Consider the following 17,376-nt stretch of genomic DNA (forward strand, 5'->3'; position numbering starts at 1 on the left):
CAGCGCGTTTCGGGGGCGATACAAGGCGCCATATCGTGGGGAAATTATCATGCAGATGCCGCGCCTCCATCGTTCCGTCCTGCCCGGTCGCGCGCGTGCGAATCGCGGCGCGCTTGCGGCCATCGAGCTCGAAGGCCTGAGCCAGACTATGGCCCCATCCCGCGATGATTCGGCGTTCGGTCCGCGCCATCTGCTCGCCGCGCTCGACGGCCTTTCGGCAGCAGTGATCGAGGCGACCGGAAGCTGGGCGTTTCTCACTGCCGAGCGGATCCAGCTGATCGACGCGGCCCACAAGCTCGCCTGGCTGCTGGTCCGCGTGAACCGCAGCGAGGCGGTGATCGCCCGCGCCGCCGATCTCGCCGGCACCACCCGCGCCATCGCCTCCGCCACCTACAGGCTGCGCGCGGTGCAGGAACTGGGCGAAGGCGCCGATGCGATCCAGCCGCTGTTCGACCTGATCGTCCGCATCGACCAGCTGCTGCCACGGACCGCCCAGCTCTACCAATAAGAGCGCGCGCGGCGCTGGCATATCGCCGGCAGCGCGGCTAGAGGGACGGCGAAGGTTCTACCTTCGAACCCATGCCGGTGCCCGCTTGCGGGCGAGAAGGGAATGCGGTGCGGGCGCCTCGGCGTCCAAGGCCGCAGCTGCCCCTGCAACTGTAAGCGGAGAGCGGCCGGGCACTGGCCATTGGGAGCAATCCCGAGAAGGCGCCCCCACCGCAATGACCCGCGAGCCAGGAGACCTGCCGGCACGGGGTCGCTCACGCCTGGTCCAGGGTGCGGCCGCGGCGCGGAATCCTCCGTTCGAGCGACAAGAACATACCGGGCGCGCCATCGTGCGTCCGGTCGATTGTCATTGCAGGAACGGGGCGACGGACGTGCACATCCATTCTATCCTCACGCGCAGCACTGGCGCGGCATGATCGATCTTTCGAGCGTCGCCGCCTTCGATCGCGCGCTGGCCTCGCTGCCGGCAGCCGACCCCGTAGCCGCCGATGCCGCGAGGAAACGCCAGCAGCAGCTCACCAAGCCGCCGGGCTCGCTGGGGAAGCTCGAGGACCTCGCCATCTTCCTCGCCGGCTGGCAGGGCCGCGAGCGCCCCTCGATGGACGCCGCGCGCGCGGTGATCTTCGCCGGCAACCACGGCGTCGCCGCGCAGGGTGTCAGCGCCTTTCCGCCCGAGGTGACCGCGCAGATGGTCGCCAATTTCGCGGCGGGTGGTGCGGCGATCAATGCGCTGACCGGCGTGATCGGGATGCGGCTCGACGTCGTCGCGCTCGATCTCGACCGCCCCACCCGCGATTTCACCACCGGCCCGGCCATGGACGAGGCAGAGTGCCTCAATGCGCTTCGGCAAGGCGCTGCTGTGGTAACCGCCGATACCGACCTGCTGCTGCTCGGCGAGATGGGCATCGCCAACTCGACTGCGGCAGCGGCTTTGTGCCTGCGCAGCTTCGGGGGCACACCGGCGGACTGGGTGGGCCCCGGCACCGGGCTCGACGCGCATGGCGTCGGCCGCAAGGGCGCGGTGATCGCCCGCGCGATCGAGCTTCATGCGGAGGCGCCGCACACGCCGTTCGAAACGCTGCGGCGGCTGGGCGGCCGCGAACTGGCGGCGATCGCGGGGGCGGTGCTCGCCGCGCGCCATGCGGGCGTGCCGGTGCTGCTCGACGGCTTCATCTGCTGCGCGTCGCTCGCGCCGCTGGCCGCGGCCGCGCCCGCGATCATCGACCACTGCATCGCCGGCCATTGCTCGGCCGAGCCCGGCCATGCGCGGCTGCTGGCGCGGCTGGGGCTGGAGCCGCTGCTCCGCCTAGACATGCGGCTGGGCGAAGGCAGCGGCGCAGCGGTGGCGGCGGCGGTGCTGCGCTCGGCGCTCGCCGCGCATAACGGCATGGCGACCTTCGCCGAGGCAGGCGTCGCGGGCGGCGCATGAGCGGCATCGTCCTCCACCTCCTGCGCCACGGCATCACCGAGGCCGAAGGTCGGCTGATCGGCCGCACCGATGCGCAGCCGCTCGCGGAGGGTGTGGAGGCTTGCGTTGCGCGTGCGGCGGGGCTGGCGGTGGAGACGGTGCTGCACTCGGGTCTCGCCCGCAGCGCGGTGCCCGCACGGCCCATCGCCGACGCGATGGCCCTGGAAGCGCGCGAAGACGCCCGCTGGCGCGAACTCGATTTCGGCGCGTGGGACGGGTTGTCCTTCGACGCGATCGACGCCGACGCGCTTGCCGCATTCCAGGCCGAGCCGGCCCGGCATACTCCGCCGGGCGGCGAAACCTGGCCGGCGCTCGTCGCGCGGGTCGACGAAGCGCTCGGCACGATCGATCGCCCGACGCTCGTCGTCACCCATGGCGGCGCGATGCGGGCGGCACTCGCCAGCCTGTGCGCCCTCGACTTTCCCCAACTCTGGAACATCGCCCTGCCCCATGCCGCGCTGCTGAGCCTGCGCGTCTGGCCCGGCACCCCGCGCGTCGGCCAGATCATCGGACTCGTGACATGAAAGAATTCGTCCTCGCCCTCCAGTTCCTGACCCGCCTGCCGCTGCCCGCCATCAAGGCCGACGACGCCACGTTCGTCCGCTCGATGCGCTGGTTCCCCGCGGCAGGGCTGGTCGTCGGGTTGGTCCTGCTGGTCGGCTTGTGGCTCGGCAACCTGCTCGATCCCTGGACGGGCGCACTGTTCGGTCTGGCGGCGTGGGTGGGCATCACCGGCGCGCTGCACCTCGACGGGCTCGCCGACCTCGCCGATGCGAGCGGGGCGCTGCACAAGGGGCGCGAGCGGCTGCGCGAGGTGCTCGCCGACCCGCATGTCGGCAGCTTCGGCGTCGTGGCGATCGGGCTGCAATTGCTCGCCAAGCTGGTGCTGCTCCACGCGCTATTGGCGAGCCCCGGCTGGTGGACCATCCTGTTCGTGCCCGCCGCCGCGCGGTTCGGGCCATTGGTATGGACCCGCTGGCTACCGCCGCTGCACGAGGGGCTGGCCAGCCGCTTCCGCAACGCCGTCCGCCCCGCCGACCTGATCGTCTGGCTGGTGCTGCTCGCCTTCGCCGCGGCGCTTGCCGCACCGGCACTGATTGCCGCGCCGCTGCTGATCGCCGCCTGGGGCTGGCGGGTCCAGCGCCTGCTCGGCGGCATTTCGGGGGATGGGCACGGCGCGGGCATCGAACTGGTCGAGACCGGCCTGTTGCTGGCGCTGGTGATCGCGCCGCATCTCCTGTGAGCGATCCGCTGCTCCACCATGGCGGCAACCTCGCCGCCGCCCGCGCGCGGTTCGGCGACGGGACCTGGCTCGACCTTTCTACCGGCATCAACCCGGTGCCGTGGCGGGTGCCTGAGGACCTCGCAGTCGACCTCGGCCCGTTGCCCGATCCGTCGCTGCTGGCCGATCTCGAAGCGGCGGCGGCCGCTCATTTCGGCGTGGCGCCGGACCATGTCTGCGCCATCCCCGGGAGCGAAATGGGGCTGCGGCTGCTGGGCCCGGTGCTGGGCGGCCGCGCCTGCCATCATGTGCCGGGCTATCGCACGCACGGCGCAGCCTTCGCCGACAGCCTGCCGCTGACCACCGACACCCCCGTGCCGGGCGACGCGGCGCTGCTCCTCGCCAACCCGAACAACCCCTGCGGCACCCTGCGCGACCGGGCTGCGCTGGAGGCGCTGCTGGCCGAGCGCACCGCCGCGGGTGGATGGCTGATCGTCGACGAAGCCTTTGCCGATGCGCACCCGGAGGCGAGCATCGCACCGCTGGTGGACGACGCGCGGAAGCTGATCGTCTTCCGCTCGTTCGGCAAATTCTTTGGGCTCGCCGGGCTTCGGCTCGGCTTCGTCCTTGCCCCGCGCCCGGTCCTCGCCCGCTATCGCGCGCTGCTCGGCGACTGGCCGATCGACGCGACGGCGCTGGCAATCGGCACCCGCGCCTATCGCGACCGGGCGTGGATCGATGCAACGCGGACTTCGCTTGCAGACCGAGCGGCGACCTTCGACCGACTGCTCGAAACGCACGGCCTCTCGCCCGAGGGGCAGTCGCCGCTGTTCCGGCTGGTAGCCCACCCCGACGCCGCAGCGATCTTCGAGCGACTGGCCCGCGCGCACATCCTCGTCCGGCCGTTCGACTATGCGCGGCACTGGCTACGCTTCGGCGTCCCCGCCGACGACGCAGCGCTGGACCGTGTCGACCGGGCACTCCGCCATGGCTGAGCCGGTCGCGCTCGCCGCGCTGGCGCTGGAGGCGGCGGCCGGCTGGCCGGCCTGGCTCTATGCGCGGATCGGACACCCGGTCGGCGCCTTCGCGCGGCTGATCGCCACTTGCGAGCGCCGCTGGAACCGGCCCGAGGCTCCGGAGCAGCGCCGCCGGCTGCTCGGCGTCGTGACGGTGTTGCTCCTCCTGTTGGTCGCGATTGGGGCCGGCCTCGCGATCAACGCCGTGGCGGCGCATTCCTCCTTCGGTTGGCTGGTGCTGGTCGTCGCGGCGTTTCCCGGCCTCGCCCAGCACAGCCTCTATGTCCATGTTCGCCCCGTCGCGGCAGCATTGGCGCGCGGCGACGTGGCAACAGCGCGCACGGCAGTCGGTTATATCGTCGGCCGCGATACTGCAGGGCTCGATGCTCCGAGCGTTGGCCGGGCCGCGATCGAAAGTCTCGCCGAGAGCTTCTGCGACGGCATCGTCGCGCCCCTCTTCTGGCTGCTCGTCGCCGGTCTGCCGGGCCTGTGGGCATACAAGGCGATCAACTCCGCCGACAGCCTGATCGGCCACCGCGAGCCGCGCTGGCGCGCCTTTGGCTGGGCGGCGGCGCGAACCGACGACCTGCTCAATCTGCTGCCTGCCAGACTGTCCGGGGTACTGCTCTGCCTCGCCGGTGGGCGCGGATGGCGGACGCTGTGGCGCGACGCCGGCAAGCACGCCTCGCCCAACGCCGGCTGGCCCGAAGCGGCAATGGCCGGGGCGCTGCGCCTGCGGCTGGCGGGACCCATCTCCTATGACGGCGTGGTCGCCGACAAGCCGTGGATCGGCGACGGCCGGGGCGAGGCGACCGCGCACGACATCCACCGCGCGCTCGCCCTCTATGTCCGCGCCTGCGGGCTGCTATGGATCCTCGCGGGAGGGATCGCATGGCTGCGCTGATGCTGCAGGGGACCGGCTCGGACGTCGGCAAGTCGGTGCTCGTCGCCGGGCTTTGCCGCGCGGTCGTTAATCGGGGCCTCCGCGTCCGGCCGTTCAAGCCGCAGAACATGTCGAACAACGCCGCGGTGACCGAGGATGGCGGCGAGATCGGCCGCGCCCAGGCGCTCCAGGCGCTCGCCTGCCGGGTGGCGCCGCATACCGACATGAACCCGGTGCTGCTCAAGCCCGAGGCCGATCGCACCTCGCAACTGGTGGTGCACGGCAAGGTGCGCGGCACGCTCCATGCCGGCAACTATCGCGAGGCACGCAAGGCGCTACTCGGCGAGGTGCTGACCAGCTATCGCCGCCTCGCCGCCAACTGCGACCTGGTGCTGGTGGAAGGCGCCGGCTCGCCCGCCGAGATCAACCTGCGTGCAGGCGACATCGCCAATATGGGGTTCGCGCGCGCCGCGAACGTGCCCGTGATCCTGGTCGGCGACATCGACCGCGGCGGGGTGATCGCGGCGGTAGTCGGCACCCGCGCGGTGCTCAATCCCGAGGATGCCGCGATGATCCGGGGCTTCCTGATCAACAAGTTCCGCGGCGATCCTGCGCTTTTCTCTGATGGCTATGCGCAGATCGAAGAGCGCTCCGGCTGGCGCGGCTATGGCCTGATCCCCTGGCTGCGCGACGCATCGCGGCTGCCGAGCGAGGATGCGGTGGTGCTCGAGCGCAACCTGAAGGCGGAGGGCGGACGCATGCTGATCGCCTGCCCGATGCTGCCCCGAATCGCCAATTTCGACGATCTCGATCCGCTCAAGCTCGAACCCGGCGTCACGCTCGCGATGATCCCGCCGGGCAAGCCGCTGCCCGGCGACGCGGCGCTCGTCATCCTGCCGGGCTCCAAAGCGACCATCGCCGATCTCGCTGCCTTGCGCGAACAAGGCTGGGACATCGACCTGATCGCCCATCACCGTCGCGGCGGCGCGATCCTCGGCATCTGCGGCGGCTACCAGATCCTCGGTCGCACCATCGCCGACCCGCACGGGATCGAAGGCCCGGCCGGCAGTGCCCCAGGGCTCGGCCTGCTCGACGTGGATACCGAACTCACCCGCGAGAAGGCGCTGCGCCCGGCACAGGGCACCGTGCTCGGCGCCGAGATCCGCGGATACGAGATGCACATGGGCGTCACCACCGGCCCGGACACCGCCCAGCCCTTCGCGACGCTCGATAGCGGCTCGGACGGCGCCATCGCGCAGGACGGCCGCGTACTCGGTACCTATCTCCACGGCCTGTTCGCCAGCACCGAACTACGGCGCACACTGCTGGCGCGGATCGGCATCGCCTCGACCGGCATCGACTATGCCGCTTCGGTCGATGCGGCGCTCGATGCGATCGCGGCCGAGCTGGAAACCCATGTCGACATCCCCGCGCTGATCGCGCTCGCCCAGGAAGCCTCCGCATGACCAGCTTGTTCGTTCTCGGCGGCGCCCGTTCGGGCAAGAGCCGCTATGCCCAGACCCGCGCCGAGTCCCTCCCCGGTGAGCTGCTCTATCTCGCCACCGCCCAAGCGTTCGACGCGGAAATGGAGGAGCGCATCGCGCACCATCAGGCCGATCGCGGTCCGCGCTGGTCGACACTCGACGTGCCGCTCGATCTGCCCGCCGCGATCCTTGCCAATGCGGCGATCGAGCGCGTGTTGCTGGTCGACTGTCTCACGCTCTGGACCTCGAACCTGATGTTCGCCGAACGCGACCTCGATGCGGAGACCGAAGCCCTAGCTTCCGCGGTGACGCAGGCGGCAGGGCCGGTAGTCCTCGTGGCCAACGAAGTCGGCCTCGGCATTGTGCCCGACAACGCCCTCGCCCGCCGCTTTCGAGACGCCGCCGGGCGGATCAACCAGGCGATCGCCGCGGCAGCGGACGAAGTGCAGTTCATCGCGGCAGGTCTTCCACTGCGGATGAAATAGGCGGCAGTTGACGTATCTGGAGCGGCAACGCGCTGCGCGTGCTGCAGGCTGCGGAGGATTGGGGGCCGCGCGTCGCGGATAAAAATGGCGCGGCATACGAGCGGAGAGCTTGACCAATTTAGTTAGCGTCCTAACTAACGCCCCTCATGGCCGATCGGCAATCCCTGGAGCGCGCGCTTGCGACGCGCATGAACCCCGTGTCGCGGGCGTGGCAGCGGCTTGCCGATGCGGCGCTGGCGTCGCTCGACATTTCCAGCTCGACCGGCTGGCCGCTCGTCTATCTTCAGCGGCTCGGCGAGAACACGCGGCAGGCGGACCTCGCCCGCGCAGTCGGGGTGACCGAAGCCTCGCTGGTCCGGACGCTCCACGCACTGGAGGATGCCGGCCTTGTCGAGCGCATCGCCGACCCGCGCGATCGCCGCGCCAACACCCTGCGACTGACAAATTCGGGCGTTTCGCTTGCGTCACGGATCGACACGCGGCTCGCCGCGTTGCGCAGCGAGTTGCTCGATGGGGTGAGTGACGAAGCGCTGGAGACGACCTTGGCGGTACTCGATCATCTGGCGGCGCGCCTTGCCGAACGGCGGCCGCAGCCATGACCGATCGCTGGGGCATCGACGCCGCCGTCTTCTCGCTCAAATCCTACGCGGCGGGGATGCTCGCCATCTATTTGGCGCTGTCGATCGGGCTCGACCGGCCCTATTGGTCGTTCCTCACCGCCTATATCGTCGCGCAGCCGCTGGCGGGCGCGGTGCTATCCAAGGCGCTCTTCCGCGTGATCGGCACGGTTGTCGGCGCCGGGGTGGCGGTGGCGATGGTCCCGCCGCTGATCAACACGCCCGAGTTGCTGGTGCTCGCCATCTCGGCGTGGCTGGCGCTGTGCGTGTTCGTCTCGCTGCTCGACCGGACGCCGCGCTCCTACATGTTCGTGCTGGCGGGCTACAGCGCCGTGCTGATCGTGCTGCCGAGCGTCGACACGCCGGGCACCATCTTCACCGTGGCGAGCCTGCGGGTGCAGGAGATCACCCTCGGCATCCTCTGCGGCAGCCTGGTCCACGGCGTGGTGTTCCCGCGCTCTGTCGCCGCCTTCCTGATCACCCGTGTCTCGACCATCCTCAAGGATGCCGAGCGCTGGTCGCACGATTCGATCGCGCTGGAGCCGGTGGCCGGGGTGGACGCGGAGCGCCGCCGCCTCGCCGCCGACATCACCGAGCTCCACCAGCTCTCGATCCACCTGCCCTACGAGACCGCGCGGACCGCCCCGCGCGTTCGCACGGTGCGTGCGCTGCAGGACCAGCTGTCGCTGCTGATGCCGCTGGGCGCTGCGGTCGACGACCGCACGGTGCAGCTGCTCGCCCATGGCGGGCTGCCGCAGGACGTGGCCGCGCTGCTGGTCGATACCCAGCAATGGCTCAAGACGCTCGATCGCGACCGCGACGAACGCGCTGCCGATGCCGCGATCCTCGAGGCGCGCTGCGCCGCGCTGGAGCCCGACGTCCACCCGGGCAGCACGTGGCACGACCTGCTGGTGCTGAGCCTGCTCTCGCGCCTGTCCGCGCTGATCGGCGCGCATCGCGATTGCCGCGAGCTCGCCGAGCAGCTTGCCACGCTCGATCGCCGGCCGGTGAGCCCCCGCGTCGCCGAACTGCTCGAAGGGCGGCGCGGGCGCGAACTGCACATCGACTGGGTCGGCGCGGCGCGCGGTGCGCTGGGCGCGTTCCTGACCCTGGCCGTGGGCTCGGCGATTTGGATCGCCAGCGGCTGGTCCGACGGATCGACCGCCGTGATGCTCGCCGGCGTATTCCTGGCGCTGTTCGCCGCCGCGCCCGATCCGCTGCTGCCGCTGCGTTCCTTCTTCTGGGGCACGCTGGTCGCGACGATCCTGGGGGCGATCTACGGCTATGCGATCATGCCGCGGCTCGACGGGTTCGTGCAGCTCGCCGCGGCGATGGCACCGCCCTTGTTGATCCTCGGCGCGATGATGCATTCGCCCAAATGGATGGGCCTGGCGCTGCCCACCCTGCTCGGCCTCGGCAGCCCGCTGCTGATCTCCGCGCGCTACACCAGCGCCTTCGCCAGCTTCGTCAACGGCGCGATCGCGCAGCTGATGGGGGTGGCCTTCGCGATCCTGATGGCGCGGCTGCTGCAATCGGCGGGCATCGAACAGGCAATCCGGCGGACGCTGCGTGCCGGCTGGGCCGACATTGCCGAGCGCAGCAACCTGATGACGCCGCCGGACGTGCGCGGCTGGATCAACCGCATGCTCGATCGCATCGCCCTGCTCGCCCCGCGCCTGGCCCTCAGCGGCCGCTCGCCGGGCAAGCCGCTCTACGACGCGCTGCGCGACCTGCGCACCGGCGTGGCGATCGCGGAATTGCGTGCGTTGCGGCTGGAGCTACCCCCCGAACGCTCGGCACCGCTCACCGACGTACTGCGCGACGTCGGCGATTATTACCGCCGCCTCGAACCCGAGGTGGAAAAGCCCGACGATCCAGGCTTGCGCGCGCATATCGACACCGCGCTCCACGCCATTGCGAAGGACAGCGATGCCGCGGTCCGCCGCACCGCCGCGCTCGGCTTGCTGGCGCTGCGCCGTAACCTTTTCCCCAATGCCGACCCCGCCCCGGAGGCCAAGCTGTGACCGGCGAAATCTCCATCGACGGCGTGTTCGTACCGACGCTTCTGGTGCTCGGGGTGATCGCCATGCTGCTGACCATGGCGCTCTCTCGCCTGCTCAACGCCTTCGGGCTGTACCGCTTCGTCGCCTATCGCGCGCTGGTCGATCTTTGCCTGTTCATCCTCCTGCTCGGCCTGCTCGCCTGGGCCACCCCCTCGATCGGATTCCACCCATGAAACGCTACCTCCCCGCCCTCGGCCGCAGCGCCGCGACGATCCTGATCGTGGTCGCCGCCGCTTTCGTCGCCTTGTGGTTGTGGCAGCATTATGCGCGGAGCCCCTGGACGCGCGACGGGCGCGTGCGGGCCGACGTGGTGCGGGTGACGCCCGACATCGCCGGGCTGGTGACCGCGGTGGCGGTGCACGACAACCAGCAGGTCAAGGCGGGCGACCTGCTCTTCGTGATCGACCAGCCGCGTTACTCCTTGGCGCTCGCCCAGGCGCGCGCCAGCGTCGAGAGCGCCCGCGCGACGCTCAACCAGGCACAGCGCGAGGCCCGGCGCGATCTGGCACTCGGCAACCTCGTCGCCGCCGAGACGCACGAGCAGAATGTCGCGCGCGTCGCCACCGCCCAGGCGGCCCTCGCCCAGGCGCTGACCTCGGTGCAGAGCGCCGAGCTCAATGTGGCGCGCACCCAGGTGAAGGCCTCGGTCAACGGCACCGTCACCAATCTCGATCTCCACCCCGGCGACTATGTCGCGGCAGGCACGCAGGCGATGGCGCTGGTCGATGCCGACAGCCTGCGCGTCGAAGGCTATTTCGAGGAAACCAAGCTGCCGAGCATCCGCATCGGCGCACCGGTGACCGTCGAACTGATGGGCGAGCCGCGGCTGCTCCACGGCGTTGTGGAAAGCATCGCCGCGGGCATCAACGACACCACGCGCAGCAATTCCGGCAACCTGCTGCCGAGCGTGGACCCCACCTTCACCTGGGTCCGGCTCGCCCAGCGCATTCCGGTGCGGGTGAAGCTCACCCAGCTGCCGCCCGATATCCGCCTGATCGCCGGGCGCACCGCGACCGTGACGATCCAGCCGGCCGCAACCGCACAGCCGGCGCCGGTGCGTCCCACGCCGGCTGCCTCCGCCACCCCGCAGGCCAAGTGACCATGCGCCGCCTCCCCCTGCTCGCCGCGCTCGCGCTGGTCGCCGGCTGCACCCGCGCCGGGCCGGATTATCACCCGCCGGTCGCTGGCCCCGCCAATGATCCCGCTGCGACCGGCAAGTTCCTCTCGGCGCAGGACAAGGCCTTCGCCGACGAGCCGCTGCCCGATCACTGGTGGCGCCTCTACGCCGATCCGCGGCTCGACGCGCTGGTCGAGCAGGCGCTTGCCGCCAACACCGACCTGCGCGCCGCCGATGCCAATCTGCGGCGCGCCGAGGCGGTGGTCCGCCAGACCGAAGCGTCGCGCCAGCTGACCACCGATCTTTCCGGCGGCACGACGCTGTCGCGCCCCTCCGGCACCGGCACCACCTTGCCGGGGACGCTCGGTTATGATCTCGGCATCTCGGTCGGCTATCCGCTCGACGTGCGCGGCAAGATCGCACGCGCGATCGAGGCGAGCCTCGCCGATCGCGACGTCGTCGCCGCCGCGCGCGATGCGGTGCGGATCAGTGTCGCGGCCGCCACGGCGCGCGCCTATGCCGATGTCTGCGCCGCCAATTTCCGGCTGGCCGCGACCCAGCGCATCGTCACCCTCCAGCGCCAGACCTTCGGCGCGACCCAGCGGCTCCAGCGCGCCGGCCGCGGCACCGCCTTCGATGTCACCCGTGCGCAGGCGGCGGTGCAGACCAGTGAGGCCAACCTTCCCATCTTCGCCGCCCAGCGGCGTGCCGGGCTCTACACGCTCGCGGCGCTGCTCGGACGTCCGGCGGCCGACTATCCGCGCGATGTCGAGAGCTGCGCCGCGCTTCCCGCCCTGCCCCGGCCGATGCCGGTCGGCGACGGCGCCGCGATGCTTCGCCGCCGGCCCGACATTCGCCAGGCCGAACGGACCATCGCCGGCGACACCGCCCGCATCGGCGTCGCCACCGCCGACCTCTACCCGCAGATCAACCTCGCCGGCTCGGCGGGGCTGAGCAGCCTGGTCGATCGCGCCGGTGGTCCCACCTCGTTCGGGTTCAGCCTGGGGCCGCTGATCAGCTGGAGCTTCCCCAACCGACCCGCCGTCCGCGCACGGATCGACGCCGCCGGCGCGCAGGTCGACGCCGATATCGCCCGCTTCGACTCCACCGTGCTCAGCGCGCTGCGTGATACGGAGACCGCGCTGGAAACCTATGCCCGCGACCGGGATCAGGCCGAGACCCTGCGCCAGGCGCGCAACAGCGCCGCGACGGCCGCGGACCAGGCAGGCCGCCTGTTCCGCTTCGGCCGCAGCGACTTTCTGTCGCTGCTCCAGGCGCAGAGCAGCCTCGCCCAGGCCGAGGCCAGCTATGCCACCGCCCAGGCGCGACTGCCCGACGATCAGATCGCGATCTTCCTCGCACTTGGCGGCGGCTGGGAATAAGAGCGCCCCATGACCTTCACCGATATTGCGAGCCGGACCTACAACCATAATTTCCGGCTCGACCCGATCGTTCGCAGCCTGCTCGACACCGACTTCTACAAGCTGCTGATGCTGCAGATGATCCGGCGTCTCCACCCGGAGACGCAGGTCACCTTCTCGCTGATCAATCGCAGCAAGTCGGTGCGGCTGGCCGAGGTGATCGACGAGGCCGAGCTGCGGGCGCAGCTCGATCATGCCCGTACCCTGCGCTTCACCAAGAAGGAGCTGATCTGGCTCGCCGGCAACAGCTTCTACGGCAAGACCCAGATGTTCGCGCCGGACTTCATCGCCTGGCTCGCCACGTTCCAGCTGCCGGAATATGAACTGGAGCGGCGCGACGGCCAGTTCGTGCTCCATTTCCACGGCCCGTGGACCCACACCACCATGTGGGAGATCCCGGCGCTAACCATCGTCAACGAACTCCGCTCGCGCGCAGCGATGCGTGGCCGCGACCGGTTCGCGCTCGACGTGCTCTACGCCCGCGCCAAGGCCAAGCTGTGGGACAAGGTCGAGCGGCTGCGCGGCCTGCCCGATCTCGTGCTGTCGGATTTCGGCACCCGCCGCCGCCACGGCTTCCTGTGGCAGCGCTGGTGCGTCGAGGCGCTCAAGGAAGGGCTGGGCCACCGCTTCATCGGCACCTCCAACGTGCTGCTGGCGATGGACGCCGACCTGGAGGCGATCGGCACCAATGCACACGAGCTGCCCATGGTCGAAGCTGCGCTGTCGCCCGACGACGCCAGCCTCGCCGACGCACCCTATCGCGTGCTCGAGCAATGGCGTGCGCATTATGGCGGCAACCTGCTGATCGCGCTGCCCGACGCGTTCGGCACCACCTCGTTCCTCGCTCGCGCGCCCGATTGGGTGGGCGACTGGACCGGCTTCCGGCCCGACAGCGCGCCGCCCATCCCGGGCGGCGAGCAGATCATTCGCTGGTGGCAGGAGCATGGCCGCGATCCGCGCGAGAAGCTGCTGATCTTCTCCGACGGCATGGACGTGGAATCGATCGAGGCGACCTACCGACACTTCAACGGGCGGGTGCGGATGAGCTTCGGCTGGGGCACCAACCTGACCAACGACTTCCGCGGCTGCGATCCCGATGGCGAAGCCGGGCTGGAGCCGATCTCGCTGGTCTGCAAGGTGGTGGCGGCGAACGGCCGTCCGGCGGTCAAGCTCTCGGACAATCCGGCCAAGGCGACGGGCGAGCCTGCCGAGATCGAGCGCTATCTACGCGTGTTCGGCAGCGCAGGCCGCGCCGAACAGGCCGTGCACGTCTAGCCGCGCCAGTCGACCGAATTGCCATAAGGGTGGCAGGTCGCGAGCACGCGGCGTTCTTCCCGGCCCGGGAACCAGCTGAGCGACAGCCGCACTTCGCTGCGCGTCTCGGTCCATTCGAAGCCGACCCAGGCGAGCGGGCGCTCCGGCGTGGCGTACTGCCCGGCATCGTGGATCATTGCGACGACTGCCGCACGGTCGCGCGGCGGGAGGTATTGCAGCACCATCGAGTGCATCACGACTCGGCATACCCCCGCCGCCTGCGGCTGGGCGAGCTGGCGGGCGAGCCATTCGGTCGCATCCCCCTTCTCGATCTCGGGCGGGTGCCGCCGCGCCATGCCCAGCGCCTCCTCCAGCCGGTGCAGCCGCAGCGGCTGGTCGGCGAAGATATAGGCCATCAGACGCTCGCAGGTCGCCGGGTCGGCGGCGCTGAGCGGGTTGAGATCGACGCCGCGCGCCGACACCACTTCCAGCGGCGCGGGCTGCGGCGCCGGGCCATGCCAGTCGGGTACGACCTGCACTGGTGAATGGCGGTCCCCGGCGAGCGCCCCGCCGAGATCGAAGCCATAGCGGCCGAGGTTGAGATTGAGGCCGCAGCTGGAGCCGATTTCCAGAATCTCGAACGGCAGACCGAAACGATGGCGCACCTGCATCAGTGCGGCGACGATCGCGCCCGAGCGGCCGACTTCGTTGGTCTGCGGGGTGCGGCGCAGGAAGCCGGCGATCAGGTCGTCCTCGGCGTCCAGCGCCTCGCCGATGGCGCCGTCGAAATCGTCATGTTCGTGGCGGTAGAGCGCGGCCAGCGCCGGGGGATTGCCGCGGCGGGCGAGGAAATGGAGCGCGGCGTTGAAGCGCATCGCCAGCGCCGCCGAGGCGGGATCGCCTTCCCAGTGCGTGATCAGCGCCTCGCTGTGCGGGCCACGGCCGAGCTGGCGCAGGCCCGCCGCCAGCACCTCGCCGATAAACGGGGAGCCGAGGTCGGTGGCGACGCGCGCCATGCGCGCGATCTCCGCAATACCCGTCCGGGGAGCGATCATGTTCATTACCATTTTCCCGGGCAGAAGCCGCGTCGGATCTTGTCGCCGGGGGCCGTCCGATTCGCAACCGGATCGAACGGCCATGCCCGGGTATTCACGTGCTTCCGACGATCAGAAGCTCTGCCAGTCGTCGTCCGCGCCGTTGCTGCGAACGAGCGCCGAGACCGCGGCCGCAGGCAGCGGCTTGACGCTGCCGCCGTTGAACCGGCCCGGGGAAACGCGCGAGCTTGCCATCTGCGCGGCCCCGGCATTGCCCACCTTGAAGCGGCTGGCCTGTTCGGAGAGCACGCTGACTTCGCTCGCCAGGTTGCGCGCGGCGGCCGAGGTTTCCTCCACCATCGCGGCGTTCTGCTGGGTCGACTGGTCCATCTCGCCCAGCGCGGCGCTGATCTCGGTGACCGCGCTCGACTGCGCATGGTTGTCCGACGCCATGTTGCCGAGCAGCTGGTGGACTTCGCCGACGCCGCTTGAGATATCCGCCAGCGCGCCGTCGACGCGCTGCACCGCCTGCACCGCGGTGACGATGTCGCTCTGCGTCGCGGTCAGCTGGTCGCGGGCGCGGCCGGCTTCTTCCTCGGCGCGCATCGCGAGTGCCGAGACGAGGTCGGCGACGACCGCGAAGCCGCGGCCCGCTTCACCCGCACGACCGGCCTCGACTGCAGCGTTCATCGCGAGAACGCGGGTCTGGAACGCGATCTTGTCGAGACCCTCGATGACGCTGTCGATGCCCTTGGCGCTGTCCGACACGCGGGTCATCGCCTGCACCGCTTCGTCGGCGGTGCTGCGGCCGTTGTCGACCGTCGACATCGTGCCGTCGGCGCGCTCCACCGTGCGGCCCGCGGCTGCGGCGGTGGCCTTGAGGCGCTGGTCCATCTGGGTGACGGCGGCGGCGGTCTCTTCCAGGCTGGCGGCATTGGCTTCGGTGCGGCGGGCGAGGTCTTCGCTCGCCTGGGCGATCTCGTTCGAGCCGGTGCGGATCGACGTGGTCGCCTCGATCACCGACGCGATCAGCTCGCGCAGGCTCGACAGGGCGTTGTTGAAGTTGGTCTTCACCACGCTGTACTCGCCCGGGAACTCGACGTTGATCTGCGCGGTCAGGTTGCCCTGCGCCAGTTCGGCGAGGTGCGTCGAAACGGTCTCGACGACCATCTTCTGCGTCGCTTCGGCCTTGGCGCTGGCAGCGTCAGACGCTTCCTTGGCGAGCGCGGCGTCGCGGAACACCAGCACTGCGCGAGCCATGTCGCCGAGTTCGTCGCCACGTGCGGTGGCGGGCACTTCGACATGGTTCCGGCCGGCGGCAAGGTCCGCCATGGTGCGGGTCAGCTGGCTGATCGGGCGGGCGATGATGCTGCTGAGCATGACTGCCAGCGCGATGGCGATGCCGATCAGCGCGATCGCGCCGATGATCAGCGCGGTGGTCGCGGTGCTGATCGCACCTTCCTGGCGCGCGCCGTTCTTCTCGATCGCTTCGGCCTGGGCGTCCTTGATCGCACGGAGCGGCAGCACCGCGGCAGAGACCAGCACCGCCTTGCCGGCGCCGCGGACCTGGGCTTCCGCCTCCTCGCGCTTGCCGGCCTTCACTTCGGCGATCAGGCGGTCGCCCCACTTTTCGCGCCACGACAGCGTTTCGGTGCGCGACTTGCGCAGTGCCTCGAGCAGCGACGGATCGGTCAGCAGCTTTTCCAGCTCGGCCGACGTCTCGTCATATTCGGTGCGACCCTCGTCGTACGACTTCAGGTAGGTCGGGTCGGCGGTGACCAGGAAGCCGCGCAGCTGGCTGTTCTGGCGCAGCAGCGCCGTTTCCAGCGTCAGCGTCTTCGAATGGATCTGCTGGCTGAGATTGTTCTGGTCGGTGACCGAACGGATCATCGAAATGTTCATGAAGAACACGAGCATCACGATCGCTGCCGATGCGCAGATCAGCAGGAACGACAGTGCGAGCTTCCTCGGAATTTTCATCGATGCAATCATTTCTGGTCTTTCCGATAGTTTTTGGCGCGCCCGAACATGCTGATGTCGATCGCGACCTGCGCTAGGGCCGAGCCGATCGTCGAAATGGGGAGAACGGGTGTGTTCACGCGCGGTCTGTGCCTGGCGTCGCCGACGGGTCGCCTGCGGCCGTAACGGCGACCGAAGCACCAGCAATGGCTAGAAACCGAACTCGCACGCGCATTCCCAACCCCGTTCCCGGTCTGTGGTTTATCGCATTATAGGAACGATCTCTTACCGATCGGTCACCGCGGGCAGAAACAATGCCCCGTAGAAGCGCGTAAGGCGCTCCGGTGAAACTCGGATACGGGGTGCGGAGGCTGCGTCCCGGGTCGGATGCTCCGAATAGGCCGGGATCGCGCGGTAGTGTCTACGTTATAGTACGCGGTCCTGCGGATTGCATGCAGGGACTTCGAACGCGCATCGCGCGGGACAGGGCGTATGCGCGGAATTGGTGCGCGCGCGCATACCCGTCGCGGCGGAGGGCGTTACTTGCGATCCTTGCGCCCACCCTTCCAGTAAAGCAGGCCCGCGACGATCGCCGCCGAGCCGACGCCGATCGCGGCGCCCATGCCGATATGGCGCGAGCTGGGCATGCGGCGCTTGGCGGCTTCGGCCATTTCCTTGGCGATGGCGAGTGCCTCCCCCTCCCCGGCATGCGGCGCTTCGGCCTTGGGATAGGGCGACTGCGATTCGGCGGGCACGGGTGGTTTCTTGGTCATCGTCTTCCTTCGACACACACGGTCATCAACCGCCTTCTTCATGCGGCGGTTCCGCCCCGGCTTGCAAGGCGCA

The 17,376-nt window shown here is 69.9% G+C and carries 17 protein-coding genes and 1 riboswitch; of the genes, 14 read left to right on the top strand and 3 right to left on the bottom strand.

What is annotated here, in order from left to right; genetic code table 11:
- The first annotated feature begins 49 nt into the window (after positions 1–49).
- The 14 genes from BM009_RS08370 (at position 50) to pncB (ending at position 13,558) form a co-directional block, all read left to right on the top strand.
- The gene (locus BM009_RS08370) at positions 50–508 is read left to right on the top strand and encodes a hypothetical protein (protein ID WP_093295348.1); all 459 of its coding nucleotides are present in this window, start codon (positions 50–52) and stop codon (positions 506–508) included.
- Positions 509–566: 58 nt separating this feature from the next.
- A riboswitch (cobalamin riboswitch) is annotated at positions 567–766 on the top strand.
- Between the two features lie 153 nt (positions 767–919).
- Complete coding sequence (gene cobT / locus BM009_RS08375) at positions 920–1,936, top strand: nicotinate-nucleotide--dimethylbenzimidazole phosphoribosyltransferase (protein WP_175487950.1); 1,017 nt, start codon at positions 920–922, stop codon at positions 1,934–1,936.
- Positions 1,933–2,499, top strand: coding sequence for a histidine phosphatase family protein (locus BM009_RS08380; protein ID WP_093295350.1), 567 nt, complete (start codon positions 1,933–1,935; stop codon positions 2,497–2,499). Before cobT ends, BM009_RS08380 begins: the two co-directional genes overlap by 4 nt.
- Positions 2,496–3,218, top strand: coding sequence for an adenosylcobinamide-GDP ribazoletransferase (cobS, locus tag BM009_RS08385; RefSeq protein ID WP_093295351.1), 723 nt, complete (start codon positions 2,496–2,498; stop codon positions 3,216–3,218). The genes BM009_RS08380 and cobS overlap by 4 nt, the downstream gene beginning before the upstream one ends.
- The gene (locus BM009_RS08390) at positions 3,215–4,192 is read left to right on the top strand and encodes a threonine-phosphate decarboxylase (RefSeq protein WP_093295353.1); all 978 of its coding nucleotides are present in this window, start codon (positions 3,215–3,217) and stop codon (positions 4,190–4,192) included. The genes cobS and BM009_RS08390 overlap by 4 nt, the downstream gene beginning before the upstream one ends.
- A complete protein-coding gene (gene cbiB / locus BM009_RS08395) occupies positions 4,185–5,117 on the top strand; it encodes an adenosylcobinamide-phosphate synthase CbiB (protein ID WP_093295831.1) in 933 nt (310 codons plus the stop codon). The genes BM009_RS08390 and cbiB overlap by 8 nt, the downstream gene beginning before the upstream one ends.
- A complete protein-coding gene (locus BM009_RS08400) occupies positions 5,105–6,562 on the top strand; it encodes a cobyric acid synthase (RefSeq protein WP_093295354.1) in 1,458 nt (485 codons plus the stop codon). The genes cbiB and BM009_RS08400 overlap by 13 nt, the downstream gene beginning before the upstream one ends.
- Positions 6,559–7,065, top strand: coding sequence for a bifunctional adenosylcobinamide kinase/adenosylcobinamide-phosphate guanylyltransferase (cobU, locus tag BM009_RS08405; protein WP_093295356.1), 507 nt, complete (start codon positions 6,559–6,561; stop codon positions 7,063–7,065). The genes BM009_RS08400 and cobU overlap by 4 nt, the downstream gene beginning before the upstream one ends.
- A 188-nt stretch (positions 7,066–7,253) precedes the next feature.
- Complete coding sequence (locus BM009_RS08410) at positions 7,254–7,664, top strand: MarR family winged helix-turn-helix transcriptional regulator (RefSeq protein ID WP_093295833.1); 411 nt, start codon at positions 7,254–7,256, stop codon at positions 7,662–7,664.
- Positions 7,661–9,706: an FUSC family protein gene (locus BM009_RS08415; protein ID WP_093295358.1), complete on the top strand. Its 2,046-nt coding sequence runs from the start codon at positions 7,661–7,663 to the stop codon at positions 9,704–9,706. Before BM009_RS08410 ends, BM009_RS08415 begins: the two co-directional genes overlap by 4 nt.
- On the top strand, positions 9,703–9,918 hold the full coding sequence (locus BM009_RS08420; RefSeq protein WP_093295360.1) for a DUF1656 domain-containing protein: 216 nt from the start codon (positions 9,703–9,705) through the stop codon (positions 9,916–9,918). Before BM009_RS08415 ends, BM009_RS08420 begins: the two co-directional genes overlap by 4 nt.
- Positions 9,915–10,844 (top strand): efflux RND transporter periplasmic adaptor subunit, encoded by a 930-nt coding sequence (locus tag BM009_RS08425; protein WP_093295362.1) that lies wholly within the window; start codon positions 9,915–9,917, stop codon positions 10,842–10,844. The genes BM009_RS08420 and BM009_RS08425 overlap by 4 nt, the downstream gene beginning before the upstream one ends.
- Positions 10,845–10,846: 2 nt before the next feature.
- Positions 10,847–12,244, top strand: a complete 1,398-nt coding sequence (locus tag BM009_RS08430; protein ID WP_093295364.1) for an efflux transporter outer membrane subunit — start codon at positions 10,847–10,849, stop codon at positions 12,242–12,244.
- A gap of 9 nt (positions 12,245–12,253) precedes the next feature.
- Positions 12,254–13,558 (top strand): nicotinate phosphoribosyltransferase, encoded by a 1,305-nt coding sequence (pncB, locus tag BM009_RS08435; RefSeq protein WP_093295366.1) that lies wholly within the window; start codon positions 12,254–12,256, stop codon positions 13,556–13,558.
- Here pncB and BM009_RS08440 read toward each other — a convergent pair.
- The 3 genes from BM009_RS08440 to BM009_RS08450 all read right to left on the bottom strand — a co-directional run bounded on the left by BM009_RS08440 (position 13,555) and on the right by BM009_RS08450 (position 17,303).
- The gene (locus tag BM009_RS08440; RefSeq protein WP_254772203.1) at positions 13,555–14,598 is read right to left on the bottom strand and encodes a DUF2332 domain-containing protein; all 1,044 of its coding nucleotides are present in this window, start codon (positions 14,596–14,598) and stop codon (positions 13,555–13,557) included. The genes pncB and BM009_RS08440 overlap by 4 nt on opposite strands.
- Before the next feature lie 105 nt (positions 14,599–14,703).
- Positions 14,704–16,563 (bottom strand): methyl-accepting chemotaxis protein, encoded by a 1,860-nt coding sequence (locus BM009_RS08445; RefSeq protein ID WP_093295367.1) that lies wholly within the window; start codon positions 16,561–16,563, stop codon positions 14,704–14,706.
- A gap of 506 nt (positions 16,564–17,069) precedes the next feature.
- Complete coding sequence (locus BM009_RS08450) at positions 17,070–17,303, bottom strand: hypothetical protein (RefSeq protein WP_093295369.1); 234 nt, start codon at positions 17,301–17,303, stop codon at positions 17,070–17,072.
- Positions 17,304–17,376: the final 73 nt, after the last annotated feature.

The organism is Sphingomonas sp. NFR04 (assembly GCF_900114095.1).
Classification (GTDB): domain Bacteria; phylum Pseudomonadota; class Alphaproteobacteria; order Sphingomonadales; family Sphingomonadaceae; genus Sphingomonas.